Annotated in this window: 19 protein-coding genes and 2 tRNA genes; 12 read left to right on the top strand and 9 right to left on the bottom strand. The window is 72.2% G+C overall.

Translation table 11 applies throughout. The annotated features are described in order from the left end of the window. The first annotated feature begins 34 nt into the window (after positions 1 to 34). Positions 35 to 283 carry a cell division protein CrgA gene (locus tag J2X64_RS08185; protein ID WP_310152181.1) on the top strand — a complete coding sequence of 83 codons (249 nt, stop codon included), beginning with the start codon at positions 35 to 37 and terminating at the stop codon, positions 281 to 283. Positions 284 to 576: 293 nt separating this feature from the next. On the opposite strand, the gene J2X64_RS08180 is transcribed toward J2X64_RS08185, so the two are convergent. Continuing rightward, entirely contained in the window at positions 577 to 1,494 is a 918-nt protein-coding gene (locus J2X64_RS08180) for a rhomboid family intramembrane serine protease (RefSeq protein WP_310152179.1), read from the bottom strand. 69 nt (positions 1,495 to 1,563) lie between these two features. Then, complete coding sequence (locus J2X64_RS08175) at positions 1,564 to 2,082, bottom strand: peptidylprolyl isomerase (protein ID WP_310152177.1); 519 nt, start codon at positions 2,080 to 2,082, stop codon at positions 1,564 to 1,566. Positions 2,083 to 2,248: 166 nt separating this feature from the next. Here J2X64_RS08175 and J2X64_RS08170 point away from each other — a divergent pair, with 166 nt between their 5' ends. The 6 genes from J2X64_RS08170 to J2X64_RS08145 all read left to right on the top strand — a co-directional run bounded on the left by J2X64_RS08170 (position 2,249) and on the right by J2X64_RS08145 (position 7,354). After that, positions 2,249 to 3,091 carry a hypothetical protein gene (locus J2X64_RS08170; RefSeq protein ID WP_310152174.1) on the top strand — a complete coding sequence of 281 codons (843 nt, stop codon included), beginning with the start codon at positions 2,249 to 2,251 and terminating at the stop codon, positions 3,089 to 3,091. A 115-nt stretch (positions 3,092 to 3,206) separates the two neighbouring features. Further along, positions 3,207 to 3,734 (top strand): MauE/DoxX family redox-associated membrane protein, encoded by a 528-nt coding sequence (locus tag J2X64_RS08165; protein WP_310152171.1) that lies wholly within the window; start codon positions 3,207 to 3,209, stop codon positions 3,732 to 3,734. A 5-nt stretch (positions 3,735 to 3,739) separates the two neighbouring features. Beyond that, positions 3,740 to 4,570, top strand: a complete 831-nt coding sequence (locus J2X64_RS08160; protein WP_310152168.1) for a hypothetical protein — start codon at positions 3,740 to 3,742, stop codon at positions 4,568 to 4,570. A gap of 97 nt (positions 4,571 to 4,667) precedes the next feature. Then, complete coding sequence (locus J2X64_RS08155) at positions 4,668 to 5,267, top strand: hypothetical protein (protein ID WP_310152166.1); 600 nt, start codon at positions 4,668 to 4,670, stop codon at positions 5,265 to 5,267. Positions 5,268 to 5,270: 3 nt separating this feature from the next. Next, on the top strand, positions 5,271 to 5,786 hold the full coding sequence (locus J2X64_RS08150; protein ID WP_310152163.1) for a hypothetical protein: 516 nt from the start codon (positions 5,271 to 5,273) through the stop codon (positions 5,784 to 5,786). Further along, the gene (locus J2X64_RS08145) at positions 5,783 to 7,354 is read left to right on the top strand and encodes a hypothetical protein (RefSeq protein WP_310152161.1); all 1,572 of its coding nucleotides are present in this window, start codon (positions 5,783 to 5,785) and stop codon (positions 7,352 to 7,354) included. The genes J2X64_RS08150 and J2X64_RS08145 overlap by 4 nt, the downstream gene beginning before the upstream one ends. Positions 7,355 to 7,411: 57 nt before the next feature. Here the strand turns inward: J2X64_RS08145 and selA are convergent, their stop codons facing one another. Then, the gene (selA, locus tag J2X64_RS08140) at positions 7,412 to 8,719 is read right to left on the bottom strand and encodes an L-seryl-tRNA(Sec) selenium transferase (protein ID WP_310152160.1); all 1,308 of its coding nucleotides are present in this window, start codon (positions 8,717 to 8,719) and stop codon (positions 7,412 to 7,414) included. Between the two features lie 72 nt (positions 8,720 to 8,791). Here selA and J2X64_RS08135 point away from each other — a divergent pair, with 72 nt between their 5' ends. The 4 genes from J2X64_RS08135 (at position 8,792) to J2X64_RS08120 (ending at position 10,424) form a co-directional block, all read left to right on the top strand. Continuing rightward, positions 8,792 to 9,097 (top strand): hypothetical protein, encoded by a 306-nt coding sequence (locus J2X64_RS08135; RefSeq protein WP_310152157.1) that lies wholly within the window; start codon positions 8,792 to 8,794, stop codon positions 9,095 to 9,097. Positions 9,098 to 9,184: 87 nt separating this feature from the next. Then, positions 9,185 to 9,367, top strand: a complete 183-nt coding sequence (locus J2X64_RS08130) for a YegP family protein (protein ID WP_310152155.1) — start codon at positions 9,185 to 9,187, stop codon at positions 9,365 to 9,367. A 101-nt stretch (positions 9,368 to 9,468) separates the two neighbouring features. Continuing rightward, the gene (locus J2X64_RS08125) at positions 9,469 to 9,969 is read left to right on the top strand and encodes a hypothetical protein (protein ID WP_310152154.1); all 501 of its coding nucleotides are present in this window, start codon (positions 9,469 to 9,471) and stop codon (positions 9,967 to 9,969) included. A gap of 74 nt (positions 9,970 to 10,043) precedes the next feature. Continuing rightward, complete coding sequence (locus tag J2X64_RS08120) at positions 10,044 to 10,424, top strand: hypothetical protein (RefSeq protein WP_310152151.1); 381 nt, start codon at positions 10,044 to 10,046, stop codon at positions 10,422 to 10,424. 73 nt (positions 10,425 to 10,497) lie between these two features. Here J2X64_RS08120 and J2X64_RS08115 read toward each other — a convergent pair. The 6 genes from J2X64_RS08115 to gyrB all read right to left on the bottom strand — a co-directional run bounded on the left by J2X64_RS08115 (position 10,498) and on the right by gyrB (position 16,391). Continuing rightward, positions 10,498 to 10,573: transfer RNA gene (locus J2X64_RS08115), tRNA-Ala, on the bottom strand. 36 nt (positions 10,574 to 10,609) lie between these two features. After that, positions 10,610 to 10,729 carry a DLW-39 family protein gene (locus J2X64_RS08110; RefSeq protein WP_310152148.1) on the bottom strand — a complete coding sequence of 40 codons (120 nt, stop codon included), beginning with the start codon at positions 10,727 to 10,729 and terminating at the stop codon, positions 10,610 to 10,612. A 39-nt stretch (positions 10,730 to 10,768) separates the two neighbouring features. Further along, positions 10,769 to 10,845 (bottom strand) — tRNA-Ile (locus tag J2X64_RS08105). Positions 10,846 to 10,941: 96 nt separating this feature from the next. Further along, the gene (locus J2X64_RS08100) at positions 10,942 to 11,472 is read right to left on the bottom strand and encodes a DUF3566 domain-containing protein (RefSeq protein WP_310152145.1); all 531 of its coding nucleotides are present in this window, start codon (positions 11,470 to 11,472) and stop codon (positions 10,942 to 10,944) included. Then, positions 11,469 to 14,138: a DNA gyrase subunit A gene (gyrA, locus tag J2X64_RS08095; protein ID WP_310152143.1), complete on the bottom strand. Its 2,670-nt coding sequence runs from the start codon at positions 14,136 to 14,138 to the stop codon at positions 11,469 to 11,471. Before gyrA ends, J2X64_RS08100 begins: the two co-directional genes overlap by 4 nt. Positions 14,139 to 14,231: 93 nt before the next feature. Continuing rightward, positions 14,232 to 16,391 carry a DNA topoisomerase (ATP-hydrolyzing) subunit B gene (gene gyrB / locus J2X64_RS08090; RefSeq protein WP_397444021.1) on the bottom strand — a complete coding sequence of 720 codons (2,160 nt, stop codon included), beginning with the start codon at positions 16,389 to 16,391 and terminating at the stop codon, positions 14,232 to 14,234. Positions 16,392 to 16,652: 261 nt separating this feature from the next. Between gyrB and J2X64_RS08085 the strand changes: the two genes are divergently transcribed. Next, a complete protein-coding gene (locus J2X64_RS08085) occupies positions 16,653 to 17,471 on the top strand; it encodes a hypothetical protein (protein WP_310152139.1) in 819 nt (272 codons plus the stop codon). The last annotated feature ends 61 nt before the right edge of the window (positions 17,472 to 17,532 follow it).

Here is a 17,532-nt window from a genome sequence, read left to right as displayed (position 1 = left end):
CCGAACGCCGCTCGAACTCGCAAGGAGTGAACCCGTGCCGGAGTCCAAGGGCCGCGAGAAGCGCGCCTACACCCCGCCCAGCAAGCCCGCGAAGCCGAAGGTCGGCAACCCGGCGTGGTTCGTCCCCGTGATGCTCACCCTCATGGTCGTCGGTCTGCTGTGGATCGTCGTCTTCTACATCACCTCCCAGCGCTTCCCGGTCGAGTCGCTCGGCCGCTGGAACCTCGGCATCGGCTTCGGCCTCATGCTCGTCGGCTTCGGGATGACCACGCGCTGGCGCTGAGGCCCCGTCCTCCGGTTGTCCACAGACCGGCAGTTGTCCACAGGGTTGTTCACAGCTGGGGACAGAATGACAGGCGTGTAATACGTCCTCGGTAGGAGCCGCCGCTCCACCACGCGGCCGAGGACGAAGGTTCCCAAGCGGGGCACATGCCGCGACCCACACGCAGGTCCGCGCACAGACCTCCGCACCACTGCGCTCGGATCCGCTCAGTGCGCACACGGACAGACCTGTGTGCACAGACGAGCGGGTATGCCGCCGCGGCCGCACCCGGGTGCGGCGCCGCGGCGTGCCGGTCAGCCGCCGAGGAAGACCTGGGTGGGGTCGGAGGTGAGGGCGTACTTGGCCACGGCCAGGACGACCAGCAGCGCGAGGACGCCGGCGAGCGCGGGCCACTGGTAGCGACGGCTCTCACGGCCGTTGAGCCCCACGAGCACGGCCGCACAGGCGGCGCCGGTCAGCAGGCCGCCGAGGTGCGCCTGCCAGGCGATGCCCGGGACGACGAACCCGATCACGGCGTTGATGCCGATGGTGGCCCAGATCCCGCCGTTGGACAGGCCGAGCTTGCGGTTGACCACCACGAGCGCGCCGAAGAGGCCGAAGACCGCACCGGACGCGCCGACGGCGGCGGTGAACCAGTTGGTCCCGCCGACCAGCTGGCCCCCGACGACCTGCGGCGGGGTGCTCAGCAGCAGGTAGCAGACGCCCCCGCCGATGGCGGACACGAGGTACACCGCGGCATACCGGACCCCACCGAGCAGCCGCTCGAGGTACTGGGCGCCCACCACCCACAGGGCGAGCATGTTGAACAGGATGTGGGTGATCTGGCTCGGGCTGTGGGCGAAGGCGGAGGTGAGGAACCGCCAGGGCTCCGTGCGCCCGAGCGCCGGCACGAACGCGATGTCGCGGGTCAGCCCGGGGACGGCCAGCTGGAGGACGTAGACGAGCACGCAGAGGCCGACGATCGCGTACGACACGACCGGCGCCGCGTTGGGGCGGCCACCGAGGACGGTCCGGGCCGACCGGACGGTGCGCGCCTGCTCGCGGACGCAGTCGACGCACTGCACCCCGACCGCGGCCGGGCGCTGGCACTCCGGGCACACCGGGCGCTGGCAGCGCTGGCAGCGCACGTACGACACGCGGTCGGGGTGGCGCGGACAGACCGGCGGCGCCTCCTGCTGAGAGGAGGCGCCGGGGGTCGGTGGCTCGGTCATGCGGGACCTTCCGGGTCGGGGCGCGCCGGCCGGCTCTGGGTCGGGGACACCTGGACCGGACGGGTCGGCTCAGTCGTTGACGACGACCTGTTCGATGACAACGTCCTCGACCGGCTTGTCGTTCGCACCGGTGCGCACGTTCGCGATCTTGTCGACGACCTCACGGCTCGGGCCGTCGGCGACCTCGCCGAAGATGGTGTGCTTGCCCTGCAGCCAGGTGGTCGGGCCGACGGTGATGAAGAACTGCGACCCGTTGGTGCCCTTGCCCATGCGCTTGCCGGCGTTGGCCATGGCGAGCATGTAGGGCTTGGTGAAGTCCTTGTCGGGGCTGATCTCGTCGTCGAAGGTGTACCCCGGACCGCCGAAGCCCTGACCGAGCGGGCAGCCGCCCTGGATCATGAAGCCGGGGATGATGCGGTGGAAGACCAGGCCGTCGTAGAACGGGGTCGGGTTGGAGCGGCCGGCGTCGTCGCGGTACTCCTGCTCGCCCTTGGCCAGGCCGACGAAGTTCCGCACCGTCTTCGGCGCGTGGTCGGGGAACAGGGTGACCTTGATGTCGCCGTGGTTGGTCTTGAGGGTGACGTCCATGGCGGTCATCCTGTCACGCCCCGCCACGCACGGCCGACCGAGGCCGTCCACGCCTGTGCGAGGGCGTCCACCACCCGGTCCCGCACCGGGGGCGGGCTTGCCGACCAGCCGAAACACGGCAGGATGGACATGAAGACGATGTCCGCGACAGCCCACAGGAGGCACGGTGTTCCGCACCAAGACCACGACTGAGAAGGCCACCGAGGCCGTCCAGCAGACGGCCCACGACGCAGCGGACTACGCCGGCGCCCTCAAGGAGCGCGTGGTCCCCGCCGCCGAGGCGGCGCGCGAGGCTGCGGTCTCGGCGAAGGACTGGGCGGGTCCCCACGTGGAGGCCGCCCGCGACTGGGCCAAGCCCAAGGTCGACCACGGGATCGAGGTCGCGGCGCCGAAGCTCCAGGGTGCGGTCGAGGGCCTGGCCCCCAAGGTGGACAGCGCCCGCGACACGATCGTCGACTCGCTCCTGCCCAAGGTGGCCGAGGCCATCGCGGCCGTCGCCGCTGCCTCCGCCGCCGCCAAGGAGTCGGCGCGTGACGCCGCGGGCGACGCCGCCGACCGCTCCTCCGCCGCGTACTCCGTGCTCAAGGGCGACGCGGTCGCAAAGCCCCGCCGCCGCAAGGGCAAGCTGCTGATCGCCCTCGGCGTCATCGCCGCCGCGGCCGCCGCCTTCGCGGCGTTCCGCAAGTCCGCTCCGCGCGAGGACCCGTGGGCGACCCCGCTCGACGACCCGTACACCGCGCCCACCACCGGTCGCAGCTCCTCGGTCGGCACCTCGGCCTCCGAGAAGGTCTCCAGCTTGGCGGACGCCGCCAAGGACAAGGCCTCCTCCGCGGCGAGCGCGGTGAAGGACAAGGCGTCCGAGGTCAAGGACAAGGCGTCCGACGCCGCCTCCAGCGCCAAGGACGAGGCGACCGAGACCGCCAACCGCACCAAGGGCGCGGCCCAGGGTGCCGCCGAGAGCGCCAAGGACGCCGCCGACGAGGCGAAGGGCGACGGTACCTCGGCCTGACCCCCGGCCCCCAGGGCCACCCCGACCACCCACAGCGGGGGTCGCAGGACGACATCACGGGACGCCCGTCCCGGTTTCGTCCCGCGGCCCCCGCTGTGACGTAGCGTGGGGCGGCATGTGGGACGTCGTGGCCGGTCCGTTCCTCGCCGCGGCGGGGCTGCTCGCCGTGGCCGGCGTCCCCAAGGTGCTCGACCCGCTCCCGCTGGTCCGCGCCCTGCGCACGGCTGGGCTCCCCGTCCACCGGCAGCTCGTGCGGGCCTTCGCCGTCGGTGAGGTGCTCGTCGGCGTCTGGGCCGTGGTCGCGCCCGGTCGGTATGCCGCCGGCCTCGTGGCCGCGGCATACCTGCTCTTCACCGCGTTCATCGTGCGGGTCCTGGCCCGCGGGGGCGTCCTGGGCTCGTGCGGATGCTTCGGCAAGCCCGACACCCCGGCGACGCGTACCCACGCGGCGCTCACCGGCGCGGCGTGCCTCGTCGCCCTCCTCGTCGCCGTGTCGCCCCCGACCGGGGCGTGGCGCGCGGTGGACGGGTCCACCCTCGCGACGGCCGGCCTCGCTGTCGTCGTCGCCTTCCTGGCCTGGCAGGTGATGGCCGTGCTCCCCGCGACCACCCCCGCCGCCGTCCGCAGCACCACGAAGGGCTGATCCGCATGCTCGCCGCCGTCGTCGCCGAAGGCGTCGCCATCGTCCTGCTCGGCCTGCTGGTGCTGGGCCTGCTGCGCAGCCACGCGCTCATCCTCCGGGCGCTGCACGAGCTGGGTGCCGGGCTCGAGCTCGAGAGGGAGGCGGGTACCGGCGTCACCCGCGCCACCAGCGGCGGCGCTCCCGGTCCGGTGCCGGTCGAGCTCGAGAGCGGGGTCGTCCCCGCCACCCGGCACGACTCCGCCCGGGGGCACGACGTGGTCGGCACGGCGCTGGACCGCACCGAGCGACGGCACGACGTCACGGCCGCGGGCAGCCGCACCCTGCTCGCGTTCCTCACCAGCGGCTGCAGCGTGTGCCAGACGTTCTGGGAGGAGTTCCAGCACGAGGTCGACGTGCCCGGCAACGGCCGTCTCGTGGTCGTCGCCAAGGGGCCGGAGGAGGAGTCGCCGAGCGCGCTGAAGGCCCTCGCCGGCCGGCTCGACGTCGTGCAGTCGAGCCGGGCCTGGACCGACTACGACATCCCCGGCTCGCCGTACTTCGTCTACGTCGAGGCCGGCACCGTCACCGGCGAGGGGTCGGCCACGACCTGGGCCCAGGTCCGCGACCTCATGGCGCAGGGCGTGGCCGACGCCGACGAGGCGCGGGTGGCCGCCGGCCGCTCGGGTCCCGGCGCGGTCGGTTCCGGTGCGGGCTCCGTCCCGGCGGCCGACGACGGTGGCCGCGACAGCCTGACGCGGATCGACGCCGAGCTGCGGGCCTCCGGCATCACGCCCGGCCACCCCAGCCTGTTCGTGCCCCCGGACCCCGAGCCGGGGCGCGCCGGCCGCGACTCCTGACCCGGGCATGGACGCGACGGCCCTCTCCCTCGTCCTCGGGGTCCCCATGGCGGTCGTCGCCGCCGTCCGGGCGACCTGGTCCCCTTGAGGTGAGTCGATGCTCTCGAGCATCAGCCCGCTCGGGGAGCGGGCCCGCAACTCCCGCTGGTGGCTGACCACCACGGCATACCTCGTCGGATCGCTGGCCGGCGGCCTGGCCCTCGGCGCCCTCGCCTCGCTGCTCGGCGCGCTCGTGCCCGTCGCCGCCCGGTCCTCCGCCTGGGCCCTGGGCCTCGTCGGCGTCCTGCTGCTGGTGGGGCTCGTCCTCGACCTGCGCGGAGCCGCGGCGATCCCGTCGTGGCGCCGCCAGGTCGACGTCGCGTGGCTCGACGAGTACCGCGGCTGGGTGATGGGGCTGGGGTTCGGCGCGCAGCTCGGGTTCGGCCTGGTCACGATCATCACGAGCGCGACGACGTATGCCGTGGTGCTGCTGGCGGCTCTGTCCGGCGACGTGCGCGTGGGGCTGCTCGTCGGCGGCGTCTTCGGCCTGGTCCGGGCGATGCCGTCGCTGCTCCTGGCCCGGGTGCACGACCGCGAGGCCCTGCACCGGGTCTTCCAAAGGGTCGAACGATGGGCAAAACCGGCACACATCGTGGCTACAGTGGCTCTGGGCGGTGCGGCGGCGGTGCTGCTGGCCACCTCGATCGGGAGTGGGTGAGGGATGGCTGACCGCTACGGCCTGCGCGCCGATGCGCCTCGGGGGTGGCACGTCGAGGTGACCCGCCAGCCGGGCGCCGAGCCGCCCGCACCGGGGGCCCGTCTCGCCCCGGACGCCGAGCAGGACGTCACCCGCCCGGTGCTGCACGCGTGCACCCGACCGCTGCCTGCCGTGCGCGAGGACTTCGGCACCGGGGTCGTCGACCTGCTCGGCCCGGACGACGTGTTCGTCGCGCTGGTCGACTACGGCACGGAGGTCGCCGACCAGGGCCTGTTCGAGAAGCAGGGTCTGCCCCGGCTGGCGCCGTCGCAGTTCGCGCCGAACCGGATGCAGCGGCCGCTGCCGGGGATGAGTGCCTCGCAGCACTTCTTCAGCTCCGGCGGTCGCGGCTTCTGCCTCTTCACCGTCATCGGCAGCCACGCGCGCCGGATGGCGACCGTGCGGCGCGCGGCCCTGCTCGTCTCCACCCTGCACATCACCGACCGCGAGACCCTTCTGCGGCAGGGAGGCCGCCCGTGAGCACCCTCGACGACCTCACCACCGGAGCGGGCCCGGGCGGCATGGCCGGCGTCGTGACCCGGCTGGCCCAGCGGCTGCGCCCCGTCTCGCGCCGGGGCGTCCTGCTCGGGGCGACCGTGGCCGCCACCGCCCTGGCCACCAAGCCCAGGGAGTACGCGCTGCGGCCCGTCGCGGCATACGCCACCATCTGCGGACCGGGCAACACCGCGTCGAGCGGCTGGACCGTCTTCTGCGCCACGGTGAACAAGGGGGTCAACACCTGCCCGCCCGGCAGCTTCGCCGCGGGGTGGTGGAAGGCGGCCGACTCCTCGTGGTGCGGCGGCGGCTACCGGTACATCGTCGACTGCAACGCCTCCTGCTCCAAGTGCAGCACCGGGTGCACCGACGGCATCTGCGACAGCAGGTGCTGGTCCTGCTCGTGCGGCACCGGCTCGACGGCCACCTGCGACCAGCGCCGCGTGTGCTGCAACGCCTTCCGTTACGGCCAGTGCAACACCCAGGTGAAGTGCTCCGGCGGGGTCCACTGCCGCGTCGTGAGCTGCGTCGCCCCCTACAAGTGGGCCGCCTGTACCACCACCTCCCTCAGCGACAACCGCACGTCCGAGCACAGCTCGCCGCTGCTGCCGCAATGGGGCGTCATCGAGCAGAAGTACCGGAACCTCGGCGCCCAGGGCTCGTTCCTCAAGGCCTCGACCGGTCCGATCCGCTCGGTCGGCGACGGCCGCGGCACCTACGTCCAGTACCAGGGCGGCAAGGTCGTCACCAACTCCACGAACGGCACCCGCGCCGTCCCGTCGTGGATCGACGCCAAGTGGCAGGCGATGGGCGGCGCACGCGGCGCCCTGGGGTACCCCGCCTCGGACCAGATCACCGGCCTCAAGGACAGCGGCTGGATCCAGATCTTCGTCAACGGCGCGGTGACCGACTCCGCCTCCACCACCACCCAGGTCGTCTACGACATCCGCTGGACCAAGTGGAAGGCGGAGGGCCGCGAGACCGGCCTGCTCGGGTACCCGACCGCGCCCGTCGCGTTCAACCTGCGCAACGGAGGGTGGCTGCAGACGTTCCAGGGCGGCGCGATCACCGACTCGGCGTCGACGACGACCCAGGTCGTCCACAACATCCGCTACACCCGGTGGGCCCAGCTCGGGCGCCAGGACGGTGTCCTTGGCTACCCGACGGGCCCGTGCACCTTCAACCTGCGCGACGCCGGGTGGCTGCAGACGTTCCAGGGCGGCAGCATCACCGACTCCGCCTCGACGGCCACGCAGGTGGTGCTCGGGGTCATGGACGTGGGCTGGGCCGCCGCCGGCCGGCAGAACGGCGTGCTCGTCTACCCGGTCGCCGGTGCCGCGAGCGACGCGCGCGGCAGCCACCAGGTGTTCCAGGGCGGCGAGCTGTGGGCGCTCGGCTCCGGGGCCGCCCGCCGGGTGTACGGCGCGGTGCTGACCCAGTGGAAGGCTGCCGGGGGTGCGACGGGTCGCTACGGCTACCCCGTCACCGACACCGTGGCCACCGGGGACGGACGGCTGACCTGCACCTTCGAGGGCGGGACCATCACGGCCTGACGCCGGTCATCGCCCGAGGCGGGCCAGCGCCCGAGCCGGGTCAGCGCCCGAGCCTGGTCAGCGCCCGAGCCGGGCGAGAGCCGCTGCAACGGTCGGGTCGTCCTGCTCGGGCACGCACCGCAGGTCGACGAGGCAGCGTCCGCGTTCCACCCGGGCCAGCACCGGCGGGTCCTGGGTGCGCAGGTCGGCCGCCGCCCACTCGGGCAACGACACAGCCCAGCCGGGCAGCACCTGTCCCGGCGCACCGCCTCCACCGACGACCCCCTCGCTGGGGACGACCGACGCCTCGAGCTGGTCGGGCAGGGCGGCAGCGAGCGCAGCGCACCGCTGGTGCAGGGCGTCGGGGTCGGCCTCGAGGAACTCCCACACCGGGGCCTGCGGCCCGCGCAGCGTGGCCTCGAGCGCGGCGAGGGTGGTCTTGTCGCAGCGGACGGCCCGGGCGAGCGGGTGCCGGCGCAGCCGTTCGACCACGTCGGCGCGGCCGAGCACGATGCCTGCCTGCGGACCGCCGAGCAGCTTGTCGCCGGAGCAGGTGACGACGGACGCCCCCTCCCGCAGGGCCGTGGCGGCGTCCGGTTCGTCGGGCAGGAGCAGCTGGGGTGCCAGCAGGCCGCTGCCGATGTCGTGGACGACGGGGACACCCAGCGTCGCGAGCTCGCGGACGGGGACCGAGGACGTGAAGCCCTCGACCCGGAAGTTGCTGGGGTGCACCTTGAGGACGCAGCCGGTGCTGGGGCCGACCGCGCTGGCGTAGTCCTGCAAGGTCGTCCGGTTCGTCGTCCCCACCTCGCGCAACCGGGCACCCGTGCTCGCGATGAGGTCGGGGAGGCGGAAGCCGTCGCCGATCTCGACCATCTCGCCGCGGCTCACCAGGACCTCGCGGCCCTCCCCGGCCAGGGCGGTGGTGGCCAGGACGAGCGCGGCCGCGCCGTTGTTGACGACCAGGGCGGCCTCGGCACCAGGCACGGCTGCCACCAGCGCCTCGAGGGTGCCGCGGCCGCGCCGGGACCGCTGGGCGGTGGCGAGGTCCAGCTCGACGTCGACGTACCCAGCCGCCGCCGTCATGGCCTCGACGGCGGCCGACGACAGCGGCGCCCGCCCGATGTTGGTGTGGACGACGACGCCGGTCGCGTTGACGACCGGTGTGAGCGACGTCGACCGGCTGGGCAGCGACGCCGTCGCCACGGCAGCCACCTCGGACGGGTCGATCGCTCCGGCCCGGGCCAGCTGCTGGGCCGAGCGGACCGCGTCCTTGACCCGCTCCCGCCCGAGGCGGGCGACCGCCTGGACGAGGGCCGGCTCGGCAAGCACGGCGTCCGTGCGGGGGACCCGGCGTCGTGCGTCCTCGGGTCCGGGCTGCGACATGCCTGCGAGGCTAGCGCAGCAGTTCCGGCAAAGCCCTTGTGAGCAGGGCCGTTCCGGCGCACGCTGGGTCGCATGGCGACGTACGACGTGCACGTGGGCGACGGCCGGGTCGTCCGGGACTTCCGGGCGCACATCACCGCTGCGAGCCCGTCCGAGGCGGTCCAGCAAGCGCGCCAGGCCATCCCCGACCCGGCCTGGCACGGGCTGGTCACCGTGTACCGGCACCGCCGCCTGCGCGGCCGCGCCCTGGTCGGGACGTATGCCGCGGGCGGTCGCGGCGACGACGGGTCCGCGGGCGTGCGCGAGCCACGCCGACCCCTCCCGGCACCGCCCGGACTCTCCCGTGAGGCCGAGCCGCCGGCATACGGCCGTCCCTGACCCTGCTGCAGGGCTGGCCCACGGCAACCAGCGGGCCTAGGCTGCGGGCGTTCCGTCCACTGTGGTCTCGACACGACGAGGTGTGCCATGGCAGGGAAGTTCGAGCTGTACCAGGACAAGTCCGGTAAGTGGCGCTTCCGCCTCAAGGCCGGGAACGGACAGGTGATCGCCGTCGGCGAGGCCTACGAGTCCAAGGCCGCTGCCGAGAACGGCATCGAGTCGGTGCAGAAGAACGCGCCGGGCGCGAGCGTCGTCGAGGTCGACGGCTGAGCCGAGCTCACACCACCCCTGGCCCGGCGCGCCGGCCGGGCGGAACCGTGCTCGTGCTGTTGACGGGTTGCAGCTGACCCGACCGGCGGGACCATGGGTCCATGGCGACTCCGGGGTGGAGGCTCTGGGCGGCACGGGTGGCCGTGGTCCTGGCCCTCGTGGCGGCGTGGGTCGCGCTGAGCCGGTTGTGGAGCTACGCCACCACCGACGACCCCGCGGTCATCGGGAGCTCCGAGGTGGTCGCCGTTGCGAGCGCGGCGTGCGCCCAGATGAGGGAGTCCGCCGCGGCTGCGGCCGTCGGGCCGGCTGCCACGGTGCGCCAGCGCGTGGGCGCCCTCAGTGCGCAGAACGACGCCGTGATGCAGCTCGTCACCAAGATGCGCGCCCTCGGCGAGGCACGCCTGTCCGCCGACGCGCCCTCCGAGCAGTGGGTGCAGGACTGGGAGCGGCTCGTCGCCGCGCGGGATGCGTATGCGCGTGAGCTCGCCGCGGGGAAACGCGCCACCCTGGCACTGCCCGAGGTTGGCGGCCGCCCGCTGCTCGACCGGCTCAACGACGTCGGCCTGAACTGCCGCGTCCCGCGCGTCCTGTTCGCACCCTGAGGTCGGTGGGACCTTCGCCCCTGCCTGCGGGCCAGCACGTGGGTGCACGCTCGAGGCGCAAGGAGGTGGAGACCATGACCACCCACCACCCCGGTCGCACGCACGACCCCGCCGCGATCCACCGACCGCGCGTCCAGGCCCTGACCTCCCTGTGGATGCTCGGCGTCTTCGTCGTCTGGACAGCGGCGTTCATCGCCCTGAGCGCCCCCGCCGCCCGCCTCTTCGGGATCGACACCCCGGGCGGCGAGGTGCCATACATCGAGAACTGGTTCGGCTGGAGCGCCGTCGCCCTGATCTGGGCGGCGCCCCTGGTCGCGGGCGTGGCCTTCGCGTGGCACGCGCTGCGGCGTGACGCGAGCCAGCGCCTCGCCCGGGTCGGGCTCATCGTGAACGGCGTGCTGCTGGTCGTCGTCATCGGCCCGCCCCTGCTGGACCGCATCCTGCACCTGCGCTGAGACCACCGGTCCCGGAGCGGACGGGGACAGGACACGACGAAGCCCCTCCCGATGTCGGGAGGGGCTGCTGTCGTGGTGGAGCCAAGGGGACTCGAACCCCTAACCCCCTGCTTGCAAAGCAGGTGCGCTACCAATTGCGCCATGGCCCCCGAGCGGGTCCGGTGGCCTGTCGGCCGCTGGTCCGCCTAGCGCGGGGAGTCGGTCGCCTCGGCCCAGAGGTCCTTCTCGGCCTGCTGGTCCTTGAGCTTCTTCTGGATCGCCGCGGCGCCGATGGCGGTCGCGACCAGGAGCAGGAGCTTCTTCACGGCCTCCGCCTTCCTCACCGGAACCGCGGGGATCGGGATTGGTGGGCCTAACAGGACTTGAACCTGTGGCCTCTTCCTTATCAGGGAAGCGCTCTAACCGTCTGAGCTATAGGCCCGTGAGCCCAATCTCCGCTGCGCCACGGGAGGTGGCGCGAGGCATGAGGTTACCCCACGCCCACGGTCGGTTCCAAAACGGCCCCGACCGTCCTGCGTCAGTCGTCGGTGAGGGTCAGCTGGATGCCGCCGACCAGCGAGGAGCAGACGTTGTAGAGGAAGGCTCCGAGCGTCGACAGCGCGGTCAGAAGGATCACGTCGATGACCCCGATGACGATCGACAGCGACAGCACCCGGCCGAAACCGAGGTAGTTCATGATGTCGAACGGGTTCTGGCTGTCGGAGAAGATCGTCCCGACCAGGCGGTTGATCTCCGAGAACACGCCCATGCCGGACAGGATCATCCACAGCACGGCCACCATGACGACGCCGGCGATGCCGAGCGCCACGGAGATGAGGAACGACATCTTCATCGCCGACCACGGGTCGACCCGGCTGACGGTGAGCTTGACCCGCCGCTGGCGGACGCTCGCTGCGCCGCCCACCGGACGGGACGCCGTGGTGCCTGCCTGCGCACCGGGCCGCGTGGCGGTCGTCGCGCCGGGGCCGGCGGTGCCGGTCGCCGGCTGGCCGGTCGTCGGACCGCCCTGGCCCAGGGCCGACCTGCTCGTCTGGCCTGCCGTGCTCACGCGTTACCTCCGGTGCCCTCGTCGTCGGACTCGTCCGCGGCAGGAGCCTCGGGCGCGACCTGATCGTTCGTTTCCGACGGTACGGCATCGATGGCCTGCGAGTCGCCTTCGCCACTCACGGGCTGGACAGCCGCGGTGTCGGCCGCAGCTGCGGTCCCGCCCTCGGCTGCCGCCTCCGCCTCGGTCACCACGTCCTCCGGCGCCGTCTCCGGCGCATCGGTCACGGCCACCACGGAGTCACCCTTGCCCGGGCGGGCGAAGATGACGCCCTGGGTGTTGCGCCCGCGGCGCGCGACCGGGGCGACCGGCATACGCACGACGTTGCCCTTGGCGAACACCACCATGACGTCGTCGGACTCGGACACGGTGAGCGCGCCCACGAGGTCGCCGTTGCGCTCGGTGATCTTCGCGACGGCGACACCGAGGCCGCCGCGGCCCTTGACGTTCCACTCCGAGGACGGCGAGCGCTTGGCCATGCCGTTCTCGAAGACCACGAAGACGTCCGGGTCCTCGCCGGCGCGCACCACGCTCATCGACAGCAGCGAGTCGTCACCGCGGAAGCGCATGCCGGTCACTCCGCTGGTCGCCCGGCCCATCGGCCGCAGCTGCTCGTCGGTCGCGTGGAACCGCACCGACTGCGCCTTCCGCGACACGAGCAGCAGGTCGTCGTCGGCGCTGAGCAGGTCGACGCCGATCAGCTCGTCGCCGTCGCGCAGGTTCACCGCGATGAGGCCGCCCGAGCGGGGGGAGTCGTAGTCGGCGAGGCGCGTCTTCTTGACCAGGCCGTTCTTCGTGGCGAGCACGAGGTACGGCGACTGGGCGTAGTCGCGCAGGTCGAGCACCTGGGCGATCTGCTCGTCGGGCTGCAGCGCCAGGAGGTTGGCGACGTGCTGGCCCTTGGCGTCGCGGCCGGCGTCGGGCAGCTCGTACGCCTTGACCCGGTAGACCCGGCCGAGGTTGGTGAAGAAGAGCAGCCAGTGGTGCGAGGACGTCGTGAAGAAGTGCTCCACCATGTCGTCGCCGCGGAGCGACGCCCCGCGGACGCCGCGGCCGCCGCGGCCCTGCGAGCGGTACGCGTCGACGCGGGTGCGCTTGGCGTAGCCACCGCGGGTGATGGTGACGACCACGTCCTCCTCGGGGATGAGGTCCTCCATCGACATGTCGCCGTCGAAGAGGTCGATCGTGGTGCGGCGGTCGTCGCCGTACTTGTCGACGATCTGGCCGAGCTCCTCGGAGACGATCGAGCGCTGGCGGGCCGGGGTGGCCAGGATGTCCTGGTAGTCCAGGATCATCGCCTCGAGCTCGTCGTGCTGGTCGATGATCTTCTGCCGCTCGAGGGCGGCGAGGCGGCGCAGCTGCATGTCGAGGATCGCGCGCGCCTGGATCTCGTCGATCTCGAGCAGCTCGATGAGGCCGTCGCGCGCCTCCTCCACGGTGGGGGAGCGGCGGATGAGGGCGATGACCTCGTCGAGGGCGTCGAGGGCCTTGAGCAGGCCGCGCAAGATGTGGATCTCGGCCTCGGCCTTGCGCAGGCGGAAGGTCGTGCGCCGCTGGATGACCTCGATCTGGTGGTCGACCCAGTGCCGGATGAACGCGTCGAGCGGCAGGGTGCGCGGCACGCCGTCGACGAGCGCGAGCATGTTGGCGCCGAAGTTGGTCTGCAGCTGGGTGTGCTTGTACAGGTTGTTGAGGACGACCTTGGCCACGGCGTCGCGCTTGAGCACGATGACCAGGCGCTGGCCGGTGCGGCCGGAGGTCTCGTCGCGCAGGTCGGCGATGCCGGCCAGCTTGCCGTCCTTGATGAGCTCGGCGATCTTCTGCGCGAGCGTGTCCGGGTTGACCTGGTAGGGCAGCTCGGTGACGACGAGGCACTGCCGGCCCTGGATCTCCTCGACCTCGACGACCGAGCGCATGATGATCGAGCCGCGGCCCGTGCGGTACGCGTCCTCGATGCCGCGGCGGCCCATGATGAGCGCCCCGGTCGGGAAGTCCGGGCCCTGGATGATCGTCAGCAGGCGCTCGAGCAGCTCCTCGCGCGGCATGTCCGGGTTGTCGAGGTAGACCTGCGCACCGGCCGCGACCTCGCGCAGGTTGTGCGGCGGGATCTGGGTGGCCATGCCGACGGCGATGCCGGCGGAGCCGTTGACGAGCAGGTTCGGGAACCGGCTCGGCAGGACGGTCGGCTCCTGCGTCTTGCCGTCGTAGTTCGGCTGGAAGTCGACGGTGTCCTCGTGGATGTCGCGCACCATCTCCATGGCGATCTGCGCCATCCGGCACTCGGTGTACCGCGGGGCGGCGGCGCCGTCGTTGCCGCGGCTGCCGAAGTTGCCCTGGCCGTCGACGAGCGGGTACCGCAGCGACCAGTCCTGCACGAGCCGGACGAGGGCGTCGTAGATCGCGCTGTCACCGTGCGGGTGGTACTGGCCCATGACGTCGCCGACGACGCGGCTGCACTTGTTGTACCCGCGGTCGGGCCGGTACCCGCCGTCGTACATGGCGTACAGCACGCGTCGGTGCACCGGCTTGAGCCCGTCCCGGACGTCGGGGAGCGCGCGGCTCACGATGACGCTCATCGCGTACTCGATGTAGCTGCGCTGCATCTCCGTGTTGAGGTCGATCGGCTCGGTCCGATCGCCCGGGGTGATGGTGGGCGGCTGCTCAGTCATGGATTCCCTTGTCCTTCAATGCCGTTCGCAAAAAGATCAGTCGGTATGCCGGGGGGCTGGTTCCACGTGAAACCCGCCGGCCCGGCGGCATACCTAGATATCGAGGAAGCGGACGTCGCGGGCGTTGCGCTGGATGAAGCCGCGGCGGGACTCCACGTCCTCGCCCATGAGGATCGCGAAGATCTCGTCCGCAGCGGCCGCGTCGTCGAGCGTCACCTGGAGCAGGACCCGGTGGTCGGGGTCCATCGTGGTCTCCCACAGCTCGTGGTAGTTCATCTCGCCGAGACCCTTGTAGCGCTGGACGCCGTTGTCCTTCGGCAGGCGCCACCCGCGGGACTGGCCCTCGAGGATCATCGCGTCGCGCTCGCGGTCGCTGAACGCGAACTCGTGCTCGTGGTTGCTCCACTTGAGCCGGTACAGCGGCGGCTGGGCGAGGTAGACGTAGCCGGCCTCGATGAGCGGGCGCATGAACCGGAAGAGCAGCGTCAGCAGCAGCGTGCGGATGTGCATGCCGTCGACGTCGGCGTCGGCCATGAGGATGATCTTGTGGTACCTGGCCTTGGACAGGTCGAAGTCCTCGCCGATGCCCGTGCCGAAGCCAGAGATGAGCGCCTGGACCTCGTTGTTGGCGAGCACCTTGTCGATGCGCGCCTTCTCGACGTTGAGGATCTTGCCGCGGATCGGGAGGATCGCCTGGGTGTGCGGGTTGCGGCCCTGGACGGCCGAGCCGCCGGCCGAGTCGCCCTCGACGATGAACACCTCGGAGATCGAGGGGTCCTTGCTCTGGCAGTCCTTGAGCTTGCCGGGCAGGCCGCCGGACTCGAGCAGGCCCTTGCGCCGGGTCGCCTCGCGCGCCTTGCGGGCGGCCATGCGGGCGGCCGCGGCCTGGATCGACTTGCGGACGATGTCCTTGCCCTCGTTGGGGTGCGCCTCGAGCCAGTGCCCGAACTCGTCGGTCATGGCCCGCTGGACGAAGCCCTTGACCTCGGAGTTGCCGAGCTTGGTCTTGGTCTGGCCCTCGAACTGCGGCTCGCCGAGCTTGACCGACACGACGGCCGTCAGGCCCTCGCGGATGTCGTCGCCGGTGAGGTTGTCGTCCTTGTCCTTGAGCAGGTTCTGCTTGCGCGCGAAGTCGTTGATGAGCTTGGTCATCGCCGCGCGAAAGCCCTCCTCGTGGGTGCCGCCCTCGTGGGTGTTGATCGTGTTGGCGTAGGTGTGGACCGACTCGGAGTACGCGGTCGTCCACTGCATCGCGAGCTCGAGGCTGAGCTGGCGCTCGGTGTCCTCGGACTCGATCGAGATGATCTCGGCGTTGACCGGCTCGGCCTTCTTCGAGCCGACGAGGTGGGTGACGTAGTCGACCAGGCCGTTGTCGTACCGGTAGGAGACCTGGCGGGGCTTCTTCTCCGCCTCGTCGACGACGTCGTCGGTGGCCGCCTCGTCGCCCGTGGCCGGGTCGCGCTCGTCCACGAGGTTGATGGTCAGGCCCTTGTTGAGGAAGGCCATCTGCTGGAACCGGGCCCGGATCGTCTCGAAGTCGTACGTGGTCGTCTCGAAGATGTCGCCGTCGGCCCAGAAGGTGATGGTGGTGCCGGTCTCGTCGGACGCCTCCATCTGCTCGAGCGGGGCGACCGCCTCGCCGTGGTCGAAGGAGACCCGGAAGACGTGCCCCAGCTGGCGCACCTCGGCGTCGAGCTTGGTGGACAGGGCGTTGACGACCGAGGAGCCGACGCCGTGCAGGCCACCGGACACCTTGTACCCGCCGCCGCCGAACTTGCCGCCGGCGTGCAGCTGGGTGAGCACGAGCTCGACCGTCGACATGCCGTAGGCCTCGTTGCGGCCGGTCGGGATGCCGCGGCCGTTGTCCTTGACGCGCACCCCGCCGTCGGCGAGCAGGGTGACGTCGATCGTGTCGGCGTACCCGGCCAGCGCCTCGTCCACGGCGTTGTCGACGATCTCCCAGACGAGGTGGTGCAGGCCCCGCTCACCGGTGGACCCGATGTACATGCCGGGGCGCTTGCGCACCGCCTCGAGGCCCTCGAGCACCTGGATGGCGCTCGCGTCGTAGTCCGAGCCCGGCTCGACCCCGGCGAGCTGCGCCTCGGCCAGCTCGCGGGCGGCCTCGGCCTCCGCGGCCGTGAGGTTCTCGTCCTGGACGGGTCGGTCGTTCTGGTCGGGCGCGGGCACGGTGCTCCTCTGTGCTTGCGGCACGACGCACGGACGGACCCCGCCACGTCGTCGTACCCTGCTCATGGAACGCGACCAGGCTGGAGACCAGCTGGTCGCGGAATCACCTCCCAGTCTACCTGTCGCGAGGGCCGGAAGTGGCCTCAGGAGGCCCGTGAACGCGCATCAGGGCGAAAAAAACCACGCCTGACGGGGCGGGGGTCGCCACCCGGGCCCCCAGCGGGCCACACGCGCGATTTCCCGACCGCGGGCCGACGCCTCCACCGAACGGGTGGTCCGGGCCAGAACCACCCCTTTCCGGCACGGTCCCGGGTTAGCGTGCCGCGCGTGGGGAGAGCGCGTCCGGAGGCGGGATCCAGGCGGAACCTGCGGGTCCGCGTGGGGGTCCGCCTGCGCGCCGGCGCCGGCGCCGGGGCCTCGTTCCTCGTCCTGTCGCTCGCCGGGTGCAGCGGCGGCCTGACCGGCTCGCCCGGGACGATCACCGCCCTGCCGCCCGACCCGGACGCCATCACCCCGACCGCCACCGTGACCCCGGGCCAGCCGGCTCCGGCCCCCACGCCCGACACGGAGCAGGACCCGCAGCCCGTCTGGAAGGGCGCCCCGCTCACCGCCGACGAGCAGCCGGTCGAGGACTCCGACCTCGGCATCGCGTTCGGCGTACCGCGCACCTTCTCCGAGCTGGACGCCGGGACCGTGGCCAACTCCCAGGGCAGCCTGGAGGAGCGGCGCAAGGTGGCCGCGCTCCTCGGGCTGTCGCTCGAGGACTACACGCAGATGCTCCAGGCCCGGATGGGGCGCATCTTCACCTCGATCGTGGCCGAGCCGGGAGACCCGGTCGCCCTGGTGGTCACGCACACCCCCGGTCGGGCCCTGCCCCCGGACGCCACCCTGCGTGCCGGGGTGTCCACCGGGCTGGCCGGCCCCGTGGACCGCCTCACCCACGTCCGGACCCAGGCAGGCCCGGCGGTGCGACTGACCTACCACCTGGGCGGGACGCGCCAGCTCTACGGAGTCGCGGTCGCGGTCGTCGTCGGCGACCAGGTGGTGACGTTCTCCTCGCAGGGGACGTCCCAGGCCAAGGTCGGCGCCTTCGTGGACCGGGTGGCCTCGACCCTGTGGGCGACGCGCACCCACGGCGTCGTCTGACCGACCACCTTCAGGGCGCCGGACGTCTCGAGCCGACGACGGACGAGCTCAGTGCCGCCAG

The organism is Phycicoccus sp. 3266 (genome assembly GCF_031456495.1).
In the GTDB taxonomy this organism is placed as follows: Bacteria; Actinomycetota; Actinomycetes; order Actinomycetales; family Dermatophilaceae; genus Pedococcus.
The sequence above is the reverse complement of the archived record's forward strand: the minus strand, read 5'-3'. Positions and strand labels throughout refer to the sequence as shown.

Excerpts from the sequence above, each read along its gene's own strand:
- gyrA (WP_310152143.1), bottom strand. The coding sequence starts at position 14,138 with ATGACTGAGCAGCCGCCCACCATCACCCCGGGCGATCGGACCGAGCCG.
- J2X64_RS08165 (WP_310152171.1), top strand. The coding sequence starts at position 3,207 with ATGTGGGACGTCGTGGCCGGTCCGTTCCTCGCCGCGGCGGGGCTGCTC.
- J2X64_RS08130 (WP_310152155.1), top strand. The coding sequence starts at position 9,185 with ATGGCAGGGAAGTTCGAGCTGTACCAGGACAAGTCCGGTAAGTGGCGC.
- J2X64_RS08180 (WP_310152179.1), bottom strand. The coding sequence starts at position 1,494 with ATGACCGAGCCACCGACCCCCGGCGCCTCCTCTCAGCAGGAGGCGCCG.
- gyrB (WP_397444021.1), bottom strand. The coding sequence starts at position 16,391 with ATGAGCAGGGTACGACGACGTGGCGGGGTCCGTCCGTGCGTCGTGCCG.
- J2X64_RS08135 (WP_310152157.1), top strand. The coding sequence starts at position 8,792 with ATGGCGACGTACGACGTGCACGTGGGCGACGGCCGGGTCGTCCGGGAC.
- J2X64_RS08150 (WP_310152163.1), top strand. The coding sequence starts at position 5,271 with ATGGCTGACCGCTACGGCCTGCGCGCCGATGCGCCTCGGGGGTGGCAC.
- selA (WP_310152160.1), bottom strand. The coding sequence starts at position 8,719 with ATGTCGCAGCCCGGACCCGAGGACGCACGACGCCGGGTCCCCCGCACG.
- J2X64_RS08120 (WP_310152151.1), top strand. The coding sequence starts at position 10,044 with ATGACCACCCACCACCCCGGTCGCACGCACGACCCCGCCGCGATCCAC.
- J2X64_RS08155 (WP_310152166.1), top strand. The coding sequence starts at position 4,668 with ATGCTCTCGAGCATCAGCCCGCTCGGGGAGCGGGCCCGCAACTCCCGC.
- J2X64_RS08125 (WP_310152154.1), top strand. The coding sequence starts at position 9,469 with ATGGCGACTCCGGGGTGGAGGCTCTGGGCGGCACGGGTGGCCGTGGTC.
- J2X64_RS08175 (WP_310152177.1), bottom strand. The coding sequence starts at position 2,082 with ATGGACGTCACCCTCAAGACCAACCACGGCGACATCAAGGTCACCCTG.
- J2X64_RS08160 (WP_310152168.1), top strand. The coding sequence starts at position 3,740 with ATGCTCGCCGCCGTCGTCGCCGAAGGCGTCGCCATCGTCCTGCTCGGC.